Genomic DNA, 18,733 nt, shown 5'->3' with positions numbered 1-18,733 from the left:
ATATCAAAATGTGGGAGCGAGCCTGCTCGTGAAAGCGGTGTGTCAGGCAACAGAGAAGTTGAATGTCAGATTGCTTTCGCGAGCAAGCTCGCTCCCACAGGGGATTGACGTCAAGGCTGAAACCATTCTCGACGTTCGTGGAAGGTGTGGTGAATGAGGTCGGTCAGGGTTTGGACTTCGCTGATATTTTGTGAGTCCGCGTTGACCGCCAGCCATGCCTGCAACCGCATCGGTTCCTCAAACAGCCCCGGCAGTGCGATCAGGCCTCGATCAAACCGGCTCATATACGCCGGCAACAACCCAATGCAAGCGCTGCAACGAATCATCTCCAGCATCAACTCATAAGACTGCATCTGCACCACCCCGGCCAACCGCTGTTCAACCAACTCATTCCACGGACGAAAGCTGTCGATCTGCCGGTCGTGCTGCCATTGCACCAGCATGAAGTCGGCGAGGTCATCGGGCGTGTCCGGCCGTGCAGTGACGCGGGAGTAGCGTTTGGCGATGTGTGGCAGGTAATCGAGGCGTGCCAGCGCTTGCGGTTCGCTGGTGGCGAAGGTCGGGCCGGGGTGCGGGGTTTCGCCGTGGGCGAGCCAGAGGACGATGTCGGCGCTGACGGCGCGCAGGGACAGTTCGCTGTCCAGCGCGATGATTTCCAGACGCACGCTGGCGTTACGGCGCAGCAGTGCGATGAGGTCGCGGCCGAGGATGTCGTGGAGGATCGATTCGGCGACGGCGAGGCGAATCAATGGTTGTTCGATCACCGGCAGTTTGCGTTCGTTGGCCAGCGCCACCAGTTTGGCCTGTAGCTGTTGGCCTTCGCGGGTGAGGCTCAAGGCGCTGCCCTGAAAGCTGAACAGGGTGTGTTGCAGTTCTTGCTCAAGCTGGGCCAGTTGTTTGCGCAACAAGGTCGCGCGCACGTTGAGGCTGCGCGCGGCTTGCATGAAGCAACCGCAGCGGGCGCTGACGAGGAAGTATTGCGCGACTTCGCTGTCAATGGTCGCAGCATGTGCGAGCCACGGTTCGCTGTGGTCTTGCGGCCAATGGTAATCGTGGTTGCCCTGTCGTCCTGCGGGTTCGGTGAATGACATCGATGACTCCCTGTCGATCTTTGTATTTGTCTTGAGTGCACCATGGATCCCTGTGGGAGCGAGCTTGCTCGCGAAAGCGGAGTGTCAGTCAGCAAATATGTTTAATGTGCTGGCGCTTTCGCGAGCAAGCTCGCTCCCACAGGGGTTTGTGGTGAAGGTGAAATCAGTGTTTTTCCTCCAGGACTTTGTTGAGTTCAGCGCCGTCGATGCTCAGCGTCGCGGTGTTGAGCATGCCGTCCAGGTAGGCTTGGGCGATCTGTTCCTGACGCTGAGCACGCAAGGCCTGGGTCAGTTGATCGCGCAGTTCATCAAGAGTTGCGGCGCGCGCCGGTTGTTGTTCGGTGAGTTTGATCACGTGGAACCCAGCGGCGCTTTGGACGGGATCAGAGACTGCGCCAACCTTGAGCCGCGCCACTGCACCACGCACTTCCGGCACCAGTTGCTGCAAAGGTTGCAGACCGGTATCGCCACCACGTTCAGCGGTGACGCGATCCTGCGAATACTGCGTCGCCAGTGCAGTAAATTCCGCCGGTGTCGCCTGCGCTTTCTTGCTCAGCTCAGTGGCCTGCTTGCGCACAGCCTCAAGACCTTGCGGATCATTCACCCCAAGGAAAATCTGGCTGACCCGATACAACGCCGGTGTCTGCCAATTCGCCTTGCCCGCGTCATAGGCCTGCTGCAACTCAGCCGCACTCGGATAATCCGCCGGCACCTGGCTGACCGAACGCAAGTAATCACGGAACACGATCTGCTCAGTCGCTGCCCGGGTCTGCCGCGCAACCTCGGGACGCTGCGCCCAGCCCTGCGCATCGGCCTGCTCGAGCACCGCTTTCTCGGCCAGACGCGTGCGAATCCACCGTTCCAGCGCCTCACGATTGCCGCGCAATTGTTCGCGGGTTTCCGGCGGAACTGTAGCCAGCAACGCCTGAAGTTCTGCAGGGGTTACCTGCTGATTACCCAACCGCGCCACCGCCGGCCCCGTTGCAACCGCCGCTACGGACGACGATTGCTGGGCGGCGACCGGGTCACTGCCCGGCCGCACCACCAGCGCCACGGCCACCACCAACAGCACCACTGCCGCAGCGCTGATCACCATGGCTGGCTTCTTCACAGCGCGACTTCCTCTTGCTCGGCGACAGCCGCTTTAGAAGTGGAGGCTTGCGCTGCCTGAGTGAAATCACGCAGATAAACGATGAATTCCTGCAACAGGCGATCCCACAACTCCAGGTTGCCACGCAGGTGATCGTTGCTCACGCCCGCCGCCACCACCACATCCATTTCCATCACCAGAAACTCGCCTTGCAACGACAAACGCGCAAAACGACGGCTCGCGTTCCACTGCTCGGCCACACCCTGTGGCAACTCTCCCTGCACCCGCAGCGCACAGCTGAAAGTGAAATCGACGTAGCTGCCCTGCTCCACCGCCGGATTACCAAAACGCACGGCGTAACCAATGCCCTGGCTAGCGCTGAGCAACTGGACGATGCCGTTCTGCTCGGTTTCGTTGACGCGATAACCGGCCGCTTGCAGGACTTCGGTCAGGGATTTTGGCGATACGTGGCTGATCAATTGAGTCATTGTTTCTTCCTTGTTTGTCAGTGCGTGAGCGCGGCTTGCGGCGCGTCGAATTGAGTCTTGTAGAGGTCGTCGCCAAACCCCTGAGCCAGTTCATCGAACTTGACCCGGGCACTGCCCGCGAAGGGCTGGCGGATCTTCATCACCTCGGCCACGTCGATGTTTTCGTAGGCGGTGAGGATCTGTTTGGCGACGCCGTACATCTGCTGATTCTTGACTGAACATTGCTGCACTTGTGTGTCACGTTCAGTCAATTGCGCTTGAAGCTTAGACCGTTCTGCCTCTTTGGCTCGGGCCATGACCAGCAACTCGTCATAGGCTTTTTTGAACTTGCCGGTCTGCTCGGCGCTGGCCGCCACTTGCGCCTGCGCCTGGCTGTGCAGGCTCTGTTGCTGCCCGGCCAGTTGCTCGGCAACGCCTTTGGCCTTGGCCAGTTCAGCGCTCAATTGCTTGATTTGCGCCTGCGCAGCCTTGGCTTCGTTTTGCGCCGCCAGTTGCGCGGCGCTGGCCTGGGCCTGCTGACTTTGCAGGGCCTGCAACTGTTGCGTGGTGCTGCGCAATTGCGTGCGCAGGCGCTCTTCCATGCCTTCGGCATTCACCCCGGTGGCAATCAACAGCCCGAGCCCGAGCAACACAAATCGCGTTTTCATAACCCTCTCCCGGCGCCTTAGAAGCGCGTGTTGATCTCAAGCTGCAAGACGTCGATGTCGAACGGCGCGCCGTACACCGCTTCGGTACTCATCCAGCGACCGGTCGCGTAAACGTTCTTCGCCAGACCATAGTTGCCGCCGATGAAATACCCCTTGGCGTTGGTGCCGCCGAGGTGGAACGACGAGTCGTTGAAGCCGTCCGGCAAGGCATCCGGCTGGATGTACTTGTAGCCAGCGAACATGTTCCAGTCGCCCTGCTTTTTCAGGTCCAGTGCGCTGCCGAGGGTGAACTGCACCATCCACGCATTGGCGCCGCTTTCAATGTCGCCGTTGCTATCGAGGTTGTTGACGATCTGCCCGGCCGAACGCTTGCGCATGTCGCCTTCGTCGTACGCGAGGTTGTGGATGTAGTTGCCCTGGCTGCGCAGTTTGAAATCTTCCGGCAAGTCGGCGTCCCAGACCATGTTCAGATCAAGCAGATTGAATTCCGAAGCGAGGCCAACAAACTGTGGTTGCGGCGTGGTGGTCGGGTTGAGCGGGTTCGGCGTGATGTCGCGCAGCAGGAACACGCTGTTGCCCTTCTGCATGAACGCTGCGCGGCTGCCATCGCTGTCGCAACCTGGCGCGCCGGCCCAGGGTTCGCAAGGGCTGGAACGCTGGCCTTGAATGTCGTCGAAGCGGTAGTAAGCCAGTGCGCCTTTCAAACGGTTGTTGCTGTTGATTGCCCACTTGGCGCCGATCTGCGCGCCGTACAGCCACTTGTTGTCGCTCTCTTCCTTGTCGAAGCCGTTGCTGCTGGCGGTGTCGTTGGTGTAGTCCACCGGGAACGCGCCGACGGTGCCGAACACGCCCCAATCGCGATTGAGTTTGTGGTCGAAAATCGCCGCCACGCCGTCGAAGTTCAAGTCGTTGGAATAGAGCATGTCGGTGGACATGAACGGGTTGGCGAAACGCCCGCCGGTCAGGGTCAACTCATCGGTAGGCTTCCAGTTCAGGTAGCCCTGTTCGAGCCAGATATCCTTCTTGGCGAAGCCGCCGCCGAGGCTTTGTGTGGTCGATACCGGGTTGTTGTCCGAGCCGGTGCCGATGCGAATGCCGGCAGTCCATTGCGGCGAGATCTCGGCTTTCATGCCCAGCCGTGCGCGGATGCGGAACTGGTTGGTGCGGTCTTCGCGGGTGTTGAGCAGCGGCGGCAGATTGGTGCTGCTGTTCGGGTTAACGTCGTACGGGCCGTTGTTGTTGAGCTTGGCGAAGTCGACGATCTCGTTGCTGTTGCTGTCGGAGTAGTAGCGCGATTCGTCACGCAGGCGAATGTCGCCGTCGAAACTGATGCGCGCTGCCCATTCCGGGAAGCTGTTGGGCGCGGCCCAGTTTTCCTGTTTGGCGGTGGCCATGACTTCGGCTTTGACCTGGTCGCGGATCTGGTCGCGCACCACGGCCGGCACGTATTGCACTCGGACGTCGCCCGGCGCAGCGACCGGCCCGGCCGCGACTGCGGTGGATGCGGCGGCCTGTTTGGCCTGGGCCGCTTCGTTCTGCGCCTGAGCGATCAGCGCGTCGGCCTTGTCCTGTTTCAGAATGCCCTGCTCGACCAGCAAGCGGATCAGATTGATCGTGGCGTTCTCCGAGGGCGCAGGCGCTGCCACGGCCTGACCGACCAGGGTCGCAATGACCATGCCGACCGCCAGGGACAATCGATTCACATTGGAAATCATCTGCACACAACTCCTTTTGGCAAAGCGTAAATAAGTGAATTAACCCGGACGCCGCCCTTGCAGGGACAGGCGCACAGGCAACGTGATGGAGGCCGGTGGCCGTTCGCTCAGCGCCGGCGCACCGCGTAACGCGGCCAGCACTTGCGTATCAATTTCGGGGTTACCGCTGGACTTGATCAGCTCGACCCGGGTGATTTCGCCGACGCCGCTCAGCCACACGTCGGCCTGCAGCGAGAACGCGAGGTTGCGCAGCTCAGGGTTCTCACGCAGCAAGCGCTGGAAGGTGAACGCCAAAAACTGGCTGTACGTCCCCGTGCCCAGACGCCCGCCGCCGGTACCGGCCATGCCGCCGCCCTTGCCCGCGCCGATATTGAAAGCGTCATTGCCGGACTGCGCATCGCCGTCCATTTGCATCGGGTTGGCCAGATCGTCCGCCGGTGATGGCGGTGCTTCTTCCTCGGGCTTGACCTCTTCTGGCTCGGGCGTTGGCTCGGGCTCGACGACTTTTTCTTCGACCGGGGTTTCCGGCTCCGGCGGTTTTTCTGGCGGCGGAGGTGGCGGCGGTGGCAACGGAATGATCGTTGGCACCTTCGGCGCTTCGCGGCGGATGCCGCTCATGTCGTTGGCCCACTGCCAGAGGAACCACGCAGCGAGCGCGCCGATGAGCAAGCCGGCGCCCCACTTCGCATAACGCAGCGCTGGTTTTTTTACCGGCAGCGGCTCGATCGGGAGTTGTGCGGTCATGACTCAGCCCTGACTCGGTTTGCCGGTCACAAGACCGACCTGGGACAGTTCGAGCCGGCGCAACAGATCCAGCACTTCGATGACTTTCTGGTATTGCACGGTCGCATCGCCGCGCACGATCACCGGGAAATCCGGGCTCTGCGCCTTCTCGATGCGCAAGCGTTCTTCCAGTTCGGCCAGGGTCACGGGGTAGGCATCGAGGAACACCTGGCCGCCGTCGTTAACCGAGATCGCCTTGGTCTTGGCCTCGGACAGCGACACGGAGGCGCTGGCCTTGGGCAGGTTGATCTGGATCCCGGAAACCTGCGCGGTGGCGGTGAGGATGAACATCACCAGCACCACCATCAGCACGTCAACCAGGGGCGTGACGTTGATGCTGTCCACCGCGGCATCGTCATCATCGTCGTGGGAGGCATTTACAGAAGCCATGTCAGTGCTCCTCAGGCCGGTACGGTGTGGTTGGCGTGATGGCCGCGATGCGACGCTTCACTGAACTGGCTCTCGCCGTGCATCTCCGCCAGCCGGGTGATGAACTCGTCGACGAATACGCGCATGTCGGCGCTGACTTCCTTGTTGCGGGTGATCAGGCGGTTGTAGCCAAACAGTGCCGGGATCGCGACGAACAGGCCCATGGCGGTGGCGAGCAAAGCAGCAGCCATACCGGGAGCGATGGCGTTGATGTTGACGTCGCCGGCCATCGCGGTGCCGAGGAACACCACCATGATCCCCAACACCGTGCCGAGCAGGCCGATGTATGGGCCGCCGGCGATGGCGTTGGACAGGGTCGAGAGTTTCGAACTCAGTTGCTGGTTTTCCCGGGTACGTACGCCGTCCATGGAGCAGCGGATCGCTTCGATGGTGGCTGCTGACACCGACGAGGTATCGGCACCCTGCTCGCGACGGGTGCGGATCTCTTTCACCGCTACCAGATACAGACGCCACAGCGACGAATGCTGCAAACGCTGGGCGAGTTGCGCGTCGTCGGCGAACATCTCCAGACGCGTGCCGACCTTGGCGAACTGCACGCGGAAGTCTTCGTTGGCGGCAGTGACACGGCTGAGGCTGCGGTTCTTGCGCAGCATGATGATCCACGACTGGAACATCATCAGCACCAGCACGGCGATGATCACCCAGGCATCGATTGGCACGGCGTTGAGCAGGAAGCCGAGGCTGCCGAAACCGAAACCGGACTGTTCTTCGTCGACACCGTAAGCGACCAGTTTCGACTCGGCGCCTTGCGAGGTGGCATCGGCCAGCAGCAGTGCTGCCGGACGTGACACTTTCGACAGGCGCAATTCATCGATAGCGCCCACGAACGGCTGAAAAGGACCTTCGTGCACGTCAGCGCCGATGGCCATGACCGAGTTGAAGGCCGGCATCGCCTGGGCGAGCGTGGCGGCTTCGCGGCCATTGATGAACAGGGTCACTTTGGAACCTTCAGCAGTCAGCGCAACGTGCTGCCATTGGCCCGGATTCAGCGCTTGTGTGGCGACGGCGCGTTGGCCATCGATCTCCACAAACGGCACGCCTTGGTTCGCACCGATCAGCAAGCTGTTGGCGCCTTCGCGACGGGCGAGAATCAGTTGCTCGCCATTGGCCTGATCCAGACGCAGCCAGGCACTGAAGGTGAACGCACTGCCAGCGTTGTGCTGCAGCGATGGACTGGCCGGCAGCAACAGCGGCTGACCGCTGAACTGCAAGGCGCGCCCGACTACGCCGTCAATCGCCGCGCCGGTCGCGCTTTGTGCGGTATTACCGTAGGCGGTGGTGTCTTTGGCCGGGGTGCCAGTGGCGCCGTCAAAGTGATAGAGCGCGGTGTAATTAGGGTCGAAGGTCAGTTGGCCGTTGCCGGTGGCCGGCGCCTTCTGATTGCCGTAATACATCCAGATGTCCTGGCGCTGAGCGCCCTCGACATTCGGCACATCGACCCAGATCAGCGCCATGCCCATCAGCGCATCAAAACTTTCGATCTGGTGGTTGAGCACGGTCTTGTCATCGGCGGCGACAAAGCGCAGGTCCGCGCCGTCCTCTTTCACCCCATCGAAGGTGAAGTTGCCGGTGTGCAGGCGCACCAGCAGCGCAGTGCGGCCAAGAGCCTGATTGATCGCCGCACCTTGCGGCGTGGTGTCGACGGCGATCTGTTTGCGGTAGTGCCAGTCGTCCTGCCACCAGGCCTGAGCCGTGGCCGGGAGCACGAAGCCCAGGCAGATAAACAACGAAAGAATGAGGCGCTGCATGAACGTGCTCCTTGTCAGAAAGTGGCTTGAAGGTTGAAGTGCAGGCGCGATTCCTGCTTCGAGGTGTTCGGCCCTTCGAGTAGCGGGTAGCCCCAGTCGAGACTGCCGGACAGCCATTTGCTCAGGCTGGCGCGGGTGCCGAGGCCGACGCTGGCCAAGGCGTAATTGGCGTCCTGGTCCGGCAGTTCGTCGCGCAGATACAGTTGCGCGCCTTCGGCAAAGGCGTAGAAACGCCAGTCCTGCATCCATGTGCCGGCGTACTTGGCCAGCGACGGCGTGCGCACTTCCTGGCTGAGCAGCAAGCCGTCATCAGCGGTGCGTTCGGCAGCCAGATAGCCACGCACCGAGGTCGCGCCGCCGGCGGAGAATTGTTCGTTGGAAACCAGTGGCCCCGAGGCCAACTGGAAAGCGGCTTTGCTTGCGCTCTGCCAGTCGCTGTCGAAGGTCCAGGTGTAATTCGTGTCGCCCTTGAGCACAGCGAAACTCGGCTTGGCGCGGTAGCGTTTGTAGTCGAAGTCTTCGTCGGAACTGCCGTAGCCGAAAATGCTACGAGTGGCGGCTACCAGGCTCAGACCGAGGCCGAGCTGGCTCTTCTCGGTGTAGCGATAGCCGTTGTAGGCGAAGGTGAACGGGGCGTATTGCAGCGGGACTTTGTCGCTCTCACCGGACAGGGTCAGGCGTTCGTCGAAGTCCTTGAAGTCGATGCCGGCCGACAGCGAGTTCGACCAGTTGCCGCTCGATGGCAACGTGTAAATCGCCGAGACGCCATAGGAATGGCCCTTGCCCAACACGTTGCTGCCGCCGATGGTGGCGACGTTGCTATCGGACTGGTAACCGGAGAACTGCACGCTCCAGCGATCCGTCAGCGGCGCGGTATACGAACCCGACCAGACCTTGGCGTTGTCAGTGTCCTGCGGCGCGGTGAAGTAAGTCAGGTTGATGCTGTGGCCGAGTTGCCAGAGGTTGTTGTAACCGAGGCTGGTGACGGTGCGCAGCTTTTCGGTGTCGGCGCTGTAGTCGTTGTTGAGGCCGACGCTGGCGGTCCACGGGTTCTGGTCTTCAACCTGCAAATCGACGTCCATGGTGCCGGGGCGCTGACCTTCGCGCACCAGCGGCATCACTTGGCGGCCCGGCGTCTTGTTGAGCTGCGCCAGTTCGCCCTGGACCTTGGCGAAGTCCGGCACCTCGCCCTCCTTCAACGCCGGCACGTCGTCGCGGATATCGAGCGGCGAATAGTGTTTGGCGCCGACCACACGTACCCGGCCGACCTTGGTTTCGCTGACTTGCAGGTAGACGATGCCGTCGGCGACGGCTTGTTCCGGCAACTCGACGAACACCGATTGATAACCGCGTTGCTGATAGGCCTTCTGCAAGGCGTCCCGAGCACCTTCGATATCCGTGAGGGCTTTTTGCGGGCCGAGAAACGGGTACACCGCCTCTTCAATCGCGCGTGCATCGAGCACGGTGTTGCCGCGCACGAAGTATTCGTTGACGTCGACCAGACGCTGCGCCGCCGCGTTGTTGGCGGCCTCCTCGGCCAATGCCGGCTGCGCGCCCGCCGTCACCAGCAGCCAGCCCCACAGCGCCAGCCGTGACTTGAAAATCGGTTCCACACTACCCCCTGAATTCGCGATGACCTGTTGGCGTTTCGAACGCCGCGTGTATGGCGTCAATTGCTGGCTGTCGAGGCGCAGGCGTGTTTGCCCAGCCACGTGTGCAAAAGCGCGAAGTTCAACGAGAACTCGGGCATTTGCAGCAAGGCGCCGCAGAACACTTCGCCGATGATTTTTTGAATGAGCAGCACCGCGCGCGGCTCGTTGAGCAACGTGGCGATGTCGCGACTGAGGGCGTTGAAGCTCCAGACTTTCTGGTTCAGGCCCAGGCCAACGAACCAGCGGAACAGCAGGTTGTAATTGAGCTGTTCATACAGTTGCTGTTCGCTGGGCACCGAATACAGCAGCTGCAGAAGCAGGATGTGCATCACCGTTTGCGCGGGTATCAACATGCCCGGCTCGGCATTGAGGTCGTGTAGGAGTTCGCGGTGGGCGTCGAACAAGTCGTCGATCTGCGGGCGCAGCAACACCAGCGAATGGCCCGGCGGAATGTAGCTGGAGACCTCTTTCAAGGCGCCCTGCCAGTCATCCTGCGAGACGATCCAGACCCACGGCGCGCCGTAGCGATACACCGAAACCGGCTTCTTGCGCGCGGCTTCGACGATCTTCGACAGGCGTTGATCGAGTTCCTGCATGCCCACTTTCGAGTAGCGTTCCATAGTCCCCATTGCCTCACTCCCGGCGTCCCGCCTCGGCTTGTGAAAAGCGCCCCATTGGGCCCCTCAAGCGCGTTACATAGGCATGACCGGACTGGCGATGTGCTACCGAACTTTTGTCATAAAAGCTTCATTACAGGATTGATAGGGATTTAACAGACAACACAAAACCCTGTGGGAGCGAGCTTGCTCGCGAAAGCGGTGTGCCAGTCGAGTAGGAGGTGACTGACAGGACGCCTTCGCGAGCAAGCTCGCTCCCACAGGTTTACCGTTTTATTTGTATTTGGCTTTAAGTCGGCCCGGGATGGACTCGAGTCAGGGGCCAGCACATATCGAATAGGTGACTTAACGAAATATCGCGCAGGCGCCACACGGTAATTCAGTCCCCCATTCAAGTATGGCTAGTCGTTCTTCAAATGAAAGAATCCTTTTACTTTCAGCCTCTCCGGTCCAGGTGGAACCGGAGAGCCTTTCAACTTCATATCCATACTGAACAACCCAGTGGCTGTCTTGGGTGACTCTGTATACGAGACAGCAAATGAACCAGACTCAACACCATATTCGTAATGGTACGAATCGCTGTAGTCGATATACTTCACATCCAACAGATCCTTCGCGTCATATATTAGAAACGACTCTCTTTTGGGAAACGTTAATAGCAATTGTTTTTTTGGCTCCATATTTCCGCCCACACCCTGACGTCCAAATACGCTGAAACCGTAGGTTGTATCGTCAAGGGTAACAATATCTGCCCGCATGCTTCCGAGCTGGTCGGTTTCCACTTCAAACAGGCCAATTGCATTGGCTACGACCACTTCAGTGTCCGTCTTCATTTTTGTCATCCTGATAGGCTATTTGTCTATTGAAAGAGCGGCACAGCCTGAACTTTCAATGCATGCTGCATAGACTGTGTCACCTACCATAAGTACATCCATCGCGGAAAAGATGTCTACTGTCAGACTTGACAGTAGACAAACTCAAAAAAATTGGGATCAGGCGTAAACTGGCCACACTTCAACGATCTTTCCACCCCGCACGGCTAACAAATCCCCAAACTGCAACAGCACTGCTTCAGTCTGCGTCGGACGCAGGAAGACTTGATCTTCCACAACCAATCCCACGGCATTCGAGCCATTGACCATTTCCTGATTCGAGCTGCGGCCGTACACCCCATTACTCTGCAAACCGGCTGGCGATTCGAACTCGGCCATCCAGTTACCGCCGTAGATGAAATAGGTCTGGCGCTGATTCTGATCCCACCACGACAACAGCTTCGACCTGTCATCCAGTGCCGGAATATTCACCGCGCCTGTGCTTTTCAAGACTGGCGTGGCGATGTAAGTCGCGGGCACATGCTCGGTCAGCGAAGGCAAATCGTAGTGCGTCGGTTTGAGCATCGCCGTGCCCACGGAAACTTCGGTACTCAGTTTCTCGTTTTCGTGAATGCGATAACTCGGACTGCCAGCAGTGTTCAGGCACAAACCGTCGTGCCACAACGCCGGGAACTGCTGCCGGGTGAAATCGACGCAACGCTGATAAATCACCATGACCTTGGCGAACAATTCTTCCGGTGAACCGAGAATCCCCGGCACGCCCATGCCTACGAACGGGTCATAACCCATGAACCCGGCGAACTCCAGATGCTGGGGGTTAGCGCTGATCAGCGTGAGCATCTGCCCAAGGACATTCACATCACTGACCCCGCCACGATGCAGACCGACGTCCAGTTCGATGTTGATGCGCATCCGTGTGCCCAAACCCTGCGCCAGCGCAAGGTATTGCTGCAAACGCTCCGGCCCGTCGAGTAGCCATTGCAGTTGCTTTGCGGGATCGAACGGACCTTTGTGGGTTTGGTAGAACAGCTCTGCCGAACGCACCGGCAATGGCTTGCCGAGCAGGATGTCGGACTGTGGAAAAACCTGCGCATCGTGATTGAGAAACGGCTGATGAAACGACATCAGCCTCTGCGTTCCGGCACGCTGTGCGATGTAGCTCAAAAGTCCCGGTGCTGGCAGCGACTTCTCCACCAGACGCAATTGTTTGCCGCCGCGCTTGACCGATTGCATCACCACGTCGATGTTGTGATCGAGGCGATCCAGATCGATCAGCAGCACCGGGCGCATAGGCCCCTTTTCCTTCAACTCCTTGTTCAGCGCCCGGAAGTATTCGCTGTACGGCGCGCCGCGATCGCCCGGCCGCAGCCACGCGCCAACGCCGACCAACAAAGCACCGACACCCAACGTGCCGAGCAGAAAATTGCGCCGATTGACCGCCATCAGCTCACCCCCAATATCGACGCCAGATGCGCATTGAGAAAGCGTCCGCTCGGATCAAGCGCCTGACGCACGTCGACAAACTCGCGCCAGCGCGGATACAGCGGTTGCAGGTTTTTCGCGTTGAGCGTGTGCAATTTGCCCCAGTGCGGCCGGCCGTTGTACTTCCAGAAGATCGGTTCGACCGCGGCGAAGAAGTTGTGATGATCCATCTGGTAATGCTGGTGTACCGAGATCGAACAACTGTCGCGGCCCTCGAACATGCTCAGCGGAATGTCGTCGGCCTTGACGTATCGGTACTCAATGGGAAACCAGGTGCGCAGATCCTTGTCCTGAATCAGCTTGAGAATCTCACGCAGGCAAGCAGGGCCATGTTCGGCCGGCACTGAATACTCCATTTCGTTGAACCGCACCGTGCGCACATTGGCGTAGATGTCGAAGGAGTCGCCGACGCGGTCATCGAAACTGGCCAGATGGCGCAGGCTGTTGAGCAGCGTGCGGCGCAGGTCGGGAAAGTCGCTGGCGTATTTGTCGATCTTCTCGATCAGGGTGACGAACTCGTTGCCGCCCTCTTCTTCCGGGCTGATCGGCGGGGTCGCCGGGTCGTCGGTTTCGTTGAGCGCGATGGACAGGGCGTAGTCGGAATGCGTGACGACGAGCATTTCCCAGTGCTGGTTTTCACGAGTGTTGTTGTCGAGGTCTTCGAGCAGCTCTTCGGTCTTGGCGATCCACTGGCGTTCGCGCAGGCGGTATGCCGGGCGGTTTTGCAGACGGATTTTAGTAGCGACACCGAGCGCACCGAGGGAGACGCGGGCGGCGTTGAACACCTCGGGATGGCGTTGGCTGTCGCAGTCGAGTACCTCGCCATTGGCCGTAACCAATTGCAGTCCGCAGACGTGGGCCGAGTAGGACTGGAAGTTTTTGCCAGTGCCATGGGTGGAGGTCGAAACGGCCCCGGCGAGGGTCTGGTAATCGATATCGGCCATGTTCTGCAGGGCCTGGCCGATGTCTTTCAGTGGCTGGCCCATGCGCGACATGGGGGTGCCGGCGGCGAATTCGGCTTGCAGGGTTTTCGCATCGTGATCGAGCAGTCCGCTGAAATAGCTCAGCGACAACAGCGTGCCGTCGGTGGGCACCAGCGCGCTGAACGAGTGCGCCGAGCCAACCGGGCGAATCTTGCCTTGTGCCTGCTGGATCACGGCCACCAGCTCATCGAGATTCTTCGGCGCCAAGCGTGCCGCCGGCAAACAACTCTGCCCGCCCGACCAGTTGCGCCAGGGAATCAAGCGTGGCGCCCGCAGCAACTGGCCCAATGCCGGGTTCGTCGCCAGCGCACTGAACGCGCCAACGATACTTGCCCGTTGCAACAACTGACGCCGTGTCAGATCCATCGTCATGCCGGGCACCTTATTGTGGGAGCGGCTGGTCGGCCATGAAGCCGATCAATTGCAGGAATTGTTCTTCCGAACACTCGACGCACTGGCCCATCGGCGGCATGCCGTTATAGCCGTTGATGGCATGGTCGAGCAGCGTGTCGGTGCCTTGCTGGATGCGCGGTTCCCAGGCTTTGCGATCACCGGTTAGCGGCGCATTGGCGGCGGGATTGGCGTGGCAGAGCTGGCAGCTGTTGGCGTAGATCTGCGCCAGTGCCGGGTCTTTGGGCGTGGCGTTGCTATTGACGCTGGTCGGGGGTTTGGAGTCTTCGCCGCAACCAGGCAGCGCCACGGCCAACGCCAGCAGTAGAGTGAGTCGGATTGCCCGCATAACGGCCTCGCTTATTGTTGTGAACACACCTTACGGCAGCGGCTGCAACGGGTTGAGGGCATTGCGGGACAGCGAGGGGGGCAAACGGGGCCAGCTCTCCCCCCGATGTGGATGTCCGCTCTGCTGTGCGCCTTTGCGTGACATTCGGGTGACATTTGCGGGTTTAAATTCCGGCGCATTCAGGCGTATAACCTGTGAAGGCTTTTTGATCTGCATACGGACATCAACACGGGGTAGCGACATGACCACAGCAAACATCCTTGGCAACCTGTTCCCTTCTGTCAGCGACATCCCGGAAAAATATCGCCTCGACGCTCAGGTCGAGCAACGCGAATACCTGGTCGACGGCCAGTTGCGCCGCTGGGACGGCCCGCTCGCCACGGTGCGCAGCCCGGTTTATCTCAAGGGCGCTAACGGCGACGAACAAGTCATCCTCGGCAGCACGCCACTGCTCGACGCCGACACCGCGCTCACTGCCCTCGACGCCGCTGTGCGTGCCTACGACCGGGGCCAGGGCCTGTGGCCGACCATGCGCGTGGCCGAACGCATCCAGCACGTCGAAGCCTTCCTCGGCCGCATGCGCCAACAGCGCGATGCCGTGGTCAAGTTGCTGATGTGGGAAATCGGCAAGAACCTCAAGGACTCGGAAAAAGAGTTCGACCGCACCTGCGACTACATCGTCGACACCATCAATGCGCTCAAGGAACTCGACCGCCGTTCCAGCCGTTTCGAGCTGGAACAGGACACCCTCGGGCAGATCCGCCGCGTACCGCTCGGCGTCGCCCTGTGCATGGGCCCTTACAACTATCCGCTGAACGAAACCTTCACCACGCTGATTCCGGCGCTGATCATGGGCAACACCGTGGTGTTCAAACCGGCCAAGCTCGGCGTGCTGCTGATCCGTCCGCTGCTGGAAGCGTTCCGCGACAGCTTTCCCACCGGCGTGATCAACGTGATTTACGGCAGTGGCCGCGAAACCGTCAGCGCGCTGATGGCCAGCGGCAAGATCGACATCTTCGCCTTCATCGGCACCAACAAAGCCGCCAGCGACCTGAAGAAACTCCACCCCAAACCTCACCGTTTGCGCGCCGCGCTGGGTCTGGATGCGAAGAACCCCGGCATCGTCTTGCCGGAAGTCGATCTCGACAACGCCGTCAGCGAAGCGGTCACCGGTTCACTGTCGTTCAACGGTCAGCGCTGCACCGCGCTGAAAATCCTCTTCGTGCACGAGGATGTGGTCGATAGCTTCATCGAAAAATTCAACGCCAAACTGGCCACGCTGAAACCGGGCATGCCATGGGACAGCGGCGTGTCGCTGACGCCGCTGCCGGAGTCGGGCAAGGTCGATTATCTGCACGGGCTAGTGGCGGATGCGCGCAGCAAGGGCGCCGAAGTGGTCAACCCCAATGGTGGCGAATCCCGCGAATCGTTCTTCTACCCGGCGGTGCTCTACCCGGTAAATCCGCAGATGCGCGTCTATCAGGAAGAGCAGTTCGGCCCGGTGGTGCCGATCGTGCCGTACCGTCACCTCGATACCGTGATCGATTACGTGCTGGAGTCGGATTTCGGTCAGCAGTTGAGCATCTTTGGCACCAACCCGGTGGCGGTCGGCCGTCTGGTTGACACCTTTGCCAACCAGGTCGGGCGGATCAACCTCAACGCGCAGTGCCAGCGCGGCCCGGACACTTACCCGTTCAATGGTCGCAAGAACTCGGCGGAAGGTACGCTCTCGGTACACGATGCGTTGCGCGTGTTCTCGATCCGTACGCTGGTGGCAACCAAGTTCCAGGACAGCAACAAGGACCTGATCAGCGAGATCATTCGCGGCCGTGATTCGAGCTTCCTGACCACCGATTACATCTTCTGATCAACTGTCACGCGGATCGTGAATAAGCAAAAAAGCGACGGCAACCGCTTCTGATCCAAAGTCGCCAAGCGCCCGGCAAATCAGTGGCTACACTGATGCCAGCACTGTGCTGGATGCCGGGAGCTTGACCATGCTGGATTACTTTGCGCTAGGGGTTTTGGTGTTTGCCGGGCTCGTACTGTTTTACGGGATCATCGTGTTGCACGACATCCCCTATGAGATTGCCGTTCATCGTAACCACCCGCATCAGGATGCGATCCATGCCACTGGCTGGGTCAGTCTGTTCACCCTGCATGCGCTCTGGCCCTTCCTGTGGATCTGGGCGATGGCCTATCGAGAAGATCGCGGCTGGGGCTTCGGTGACGGTAAATCCGTGCAAAACCATGTCGTTCGCCTGGAGCAACAGGTGGTCGAACTGCAAGGACGCCTCGAACGACTCGAAGCGCTGAATGCCACTGCTCCCCACAACGGGGAGGCCTGAACGCCATGGATCTGCTCCTTATCCTGACTTACGCCGCGATCTGCGTCGCAGTGTTCAAGATCTTCCGTATCCCGCTGAACAAATGGACGGTGCCCACCGCAGTACTGGGCGGCATCCTGATGATCGGCGCCTTGATTTTCACCATGAACTACAACCACCCCTACTCTGAGGTGGCGCGCACTTACTTTGTTTCTGTGCCGGTCATCCCCATCGTCAGCGGCCAGGTGATCGACGTGCCGGTGAAGGTTAACGAGCCGCTGGAAAAAGGCGACGTGCTGTTTCGCATCGACCCCACGCCGTTTGCCAACCGGGTGAAATCCCTCAAGGCGCAATTGATCGCAGCCAAAGGCGATCGCTACCGCATCACCGAATTGATCCGGCGCAATTTCGGTACCCAGCGTGAACTGGACGCCGCCATCGCCCGCACCGACGACCTGCAAGCGCAGCTCGACAACGCCCAGTTCGAGCTGGACAACACCACCGTTCGCGCGCCAAGCAAAGGCTTCGTCACCCATGTTTCGCTACGGCCGGGAATGATGGCGAGCAAGTTGCCATTGCGTCCGTCGATGGTGTTCATTCCAGAAGAGGGCCAATACTTTGCCGCGTGGATGCGCCAGAACAGCCTGCTGCGCCTGACCGTCGGCGATGAAGCAGAAGTCGCGTTCGATGGCATTCCCGGCAAGGTGTTCGCTGGCCGGGTGAAAAACGTCATCGGGGTGATTGCCGAAGGTCAGGTACAACCTTCCGGCACCCTGATCGGCTACACCGGCTCGCCGCCGGCCGGGCGTGTGCCGGTGATCATCGAAATCACCGATCCGGCCTTCGCCCAGTACAGCAAGCTGATGCCGGGCGGTGCTTACGGGCAGGCCGCGTTGTACAGTCAACACTTCCATCACATTGGCACGATGCGCAAAATCCTCCTGCGTATGGCAGCATGGATGAATTACATTTTTCCTTTCCATTGACCTGAAGTCCAATCACGAGAGGCCCGCACTGAGTACTTACAGCACCCATCGACTTCCGCCCTTGCTGCGCCGTGTCCTGCGTCCGTTGCTTGATCCTTATCGACGTTACCGGCACGCGCGGCTGATCCATGCGGTGCGCGTTGCCCTCGGCTTGCTGGCGACAATCCTGCTGACCACCGGCATCAATCTGCCCCACGGCGAATGGGCCTCGGTGACCATGCTAGTGGTGATCGGCGGTTTACAGCACCACGGCAACATCGGCAAAAAAGCCGCCGAACGCGCCACCGGCACCTTGATCGGTGCTGGCGTCGGTTTGTTGCTGGTGGCGCAACAGGCGTGGCTCGGCATGCCGTGGCTGACGTATTTTGCGATGGCGGTGGTCTGTGGGTTCTTCTCTTATCACGCGATTGGCAAGGGGGGTTATACCGCCCTGCTCTCAGCGATCACTGTGTTCATTGTCGCCGGGCATGGCGACAACCCGATCACCGACGGCTTATGGCGCGGGGTCGATATCTTGATTGGTATTGCGCTGGCGCTGGCCTTCTCTTTCGCCCTGCCGCTCTACGCGGTGTACTCGTGGCGCTACAACCTCGCCGATGCCCTGCGCGATTGCGCCACCGTGTATGGGCGAATCATCGGCGGCCAGCCGGTCAGCGCTGATGAGCATCTGAAGCTGATGGGGCGACTCGGCGCGGTGATGGTGCAATTGCGCTCGCTGATGCCGTCGGTGTCCAAGGAAGTGAAGATTTCCATGACCGAACTTGATGCCATCCAGCGCAACCTGCGCATGTGCATCAGCACGCTGGAGATCCTTGGCAACACGCGACCGGATGCCAGCGACCCCGAGGCCATGGCGCATCTGCAATCAGCGCTGAAGGCCGAGCACCGGCAGATTCGCGTGCAACTGATCGGCATGGCCCGAGCGTTGAAAACCGGCGCTTCGCAACGCCTGGACAAGCCGCTCGAGTTGCCGGAAGCCAACCTCGATGCGCCGGTTTACAGCACGCTGGATGGCTACCGACTGTTGACCCGGCAACTGGCAGCGAACATCGGCGAGATGCGCCAGCGCCTGGCGAAAAGCGCACCGCACTGGAACATCTGA

General features: G+C 60.2%; 18 protein-coding genes. 4 read left to right on the top strand and 14 right to left on the bottom strand.

Features of this window, described 5'->3' with window-relative positions; all coding sequences use genetic code 11:
• Nucleotides 1-110: 110 nt before the first annotated feature.
• From AB4N74_RS08570 to AB4N74_RS08505, 14 genes are all read right to left on the bottom strand, one after another.
• Nucleotides 111-1,091 carry a LysR substrate-binding domain-containing protein gene (locus AB4N74_RS08570; protein ID WP_460099416.1) on the bottom strand — a complete coding sequence of 327 codons (981 nt, stop codon included), beginning with the start codon at nt 1,089-1,091 and terminating at the stop codon, nt 111-113.
• Between the two features lie 163 nt (nt 1,092-1,254).
• Complete coding sequence (locus AB4N74_RS08565) at nt 1,255-2,202, bottom strand: peptidylprolyl isomerase (RefSeq protein ID WP_460099414.1); 948 nt, start codon at nt 2,200-2,202, stop codon at nt 1,255-1,257.
• Entirely contained in the window at nt 2,199-2,669 is a 471-nt protein-coding gene (locus tag AB4N74_RS08560) for a YbjN domain-containing protein (protein WP_116254711.1), read from the bottom strand. The genes AB4N74_RS08565 and AB4N74_RS08560 overlap by 4 nt, the downstream gene beginning before the upstream one ends.
• 17 nt (nt 2,670-2,686) lie before the next feature.
• Nucleotides 2,687-3,316, bottom strand: a complete 630-nt coding sequence (locus AB4N74_RS08555; RefSeq protein ID WP_320336880.1) for a DNA repair protein — start codon at nt 3,314-3,316, stop codon at nt 2,687-2,689.
• Nucleotides 3,317-3,333: 17 nt separating this feature from the next.
• Nucleotides 3,334-5,031, bottom strand: a complete 1,698-nt coding sequence (locus tag AB4N74_RS08550) for a putative porin (protein WP_460099411.1) — start codon at nt 5,029-5,031, stop codon at nt 3,334-3,336.
• 39 nt (nt 5,032-5,070) lie between these two features.
• A complete protein-coding gene (locus tag AB4N74_RS08545) occupies nt 5,071-5,775 on the bottom strand; it encodes an energy transducer TonB family protein (protein WP_093433049.1) in 705 nt (234 codons plus the stop codon).
• A gap of 3 nt (nt 5,776-5,778) precedes the next feature.
• Nucleotides 5,779-6,204: an ExbD/TolR family protein gene (locus tag AB4N74_RS08540; RefSeq protein ID WP_460099408.1), complete on the bottom strand. Its 426-nt coding sequence runs from the start codon at nt 6,202-6,204 to the stop codon at nt 5,779-5,781.
• Between the two features lie 11 nt (nt 6,205-6,215).
• The gene (locus AB4N74_RS08535; RefSeq protein ID WP_460099405.1) at nt 6,216-8,012 is read right to left on the bottom strand and encodes a DUF2341 domain-containing protein; all 1,797 of its coding nucleotides are present in this window, start codon (nt 8,010-8,012) and stop codon (nt 6,216-6,218) included.
• 14 nt (nt 8,013-8,026) lie between these two features.
• Entirely contained in the window at nt 8,027-9,625 is a 1,599-nt protein-coding gene (locus tag AB4N74_RS08530; RefSeq protein ID WP_460099402.1) for a ShlB/FhaC/HecB family hemolysin secretion/activation protein, read from the bottom strand.
• A 56-nt stretch (nt 9,626-9,681) separates the two neighbouring features.
• Nucleotides 9,682-10,293 carry a transposase gene (locus AB4N74_RS08525; protein ID WP_093433056.1) on the bottom strand — a complete coding sequence of 204 codons (612 nt, stop codon included), beginning with the start codon at nt 10,291-10,293 and terminating at the stop codon, nt 9,682-9,684.
• A gap of 389 nt (nt 10,294-10,682) precedes the next feature.
• Nucleotides 10,683-11,114: a hypothetical protein gene (locus tag AB4N74_RS08520; RefSeq protein ID WP_093433058.1), complete on the bottom strand. Its 432-nt coding sequence runs from the start codon at nt 11,112-11,114 to the stop codon at nt 10,683-10,685.
• A 159-nt stretch (nt 11,115-11,273) separates the two neighbouring features.
• Nucleotides 11,274-12,482 carry a DSD1 family PLP-dependent enzyme gene (locus tag AB4N74_RS08515; protein WP_460101087.1) on the bottom strand — a complete coding sequence of 403 codons (1,209 nt, stop codon included), beginning with the start codon at nt 12,480-12,482 and terminating at the stop codon, nt 11,274-11,276.
• 74 nt (nt 12,483-12,556) lie between these two features.
• On the bottom strand, nt 12,557-13,885 hold the full coding sequence (locus AB4N74_RS08510; RefSeq protein ID WP_460101084.1) for a D-arabinono-1,4-lactone oxidase: 1,329 nt from the start codon (nt 13,883-13,885) through the stop codon (nt 12,557-12,559).
• A 76-nt stretch (nt 13,886-13,961) separates the two neighbouring features.
• The gene (locus AB4N74_RS08505) at nt 13,962-14,318 is read right to left on the bottom strand and encodes a c-type cytochrome (protein WP_257354878.1); all 357 of its coding nucleotides are present in this window, start codon (nt 14,316-14,318) and stop codon (nt 13,962-13,964) included.
• A gap of 241 nt (nt 14,319-14,559) precedes the next feature.
• On the opposite strand from AB4N74_RS08505, the gene AB4N74_RS08500 reads away from it, so the two are divergent.
• The 4 genes from AB4N74_RS08500 (at nt 14,560) to AB4N74_RS08485 (ending at nt 18,733) form a co-directional block, all read left to right on the top strand.
• Nucleotides 14,560-16,185 (top strand): NADP-dependent glyceraldehyde-3-phosphate dehydrogenase, encoded by a 1,626-nt coding sequence (locus AB4N74_RS08500; RefSeq protein WP_099759018.1) that lies wholly within the window; start codon nt 14,560-14,562, stop codon nt 16,183-16,185.
• A gap of 130 nt (nt 16,186-16,315) precedes the next feature.
• Complete coding sequence (locus AB4N74_RS08495) at nt 16,316-16,666, top strand: DUF3302 domain-containing protein (RefSeq protein WP_093433068.1); 351 nt, start codon at nt 16,316-16,318, stop codon at nt 16,664-16,666.
• A 5-nt stretch (nt 16,667-16,671) separates the two neighbouring features.
• The gene (locus AB4N74_RS08490; protein ID WP_093433070.1) at nt 16,672-17,631 is read left to right on the top strand and encodes an HlyD family secretion protein; all 960 of its coding nucleotides are present in this window, start codon (nt 16,672-16,674) and stop codon (nt 17,629-17,631) included.
• Nucleotides 17,632-17,692: 61 nt separating this feature from the next.
• Nucleotides 17,693-18,733 carry an FUSC family protein gene (locus AB4N74_RS08485; protein ID WP_175559593.1) on the top strand — a complete coding sequence of 347 codons (1,041 nt, stop codon included), beginning with the start codon at nt 17,693-17,695 and terminating at the stop codon, nt 18,731-18,733.

It is taken from the genome of Pseudomonas sp. H3_C08, assembly GCF_054669455.1.
Note: the sequence above shows the minus strand (reverse complement) of the source record. Positions and strands in the feature narration are given on the sequence as shown.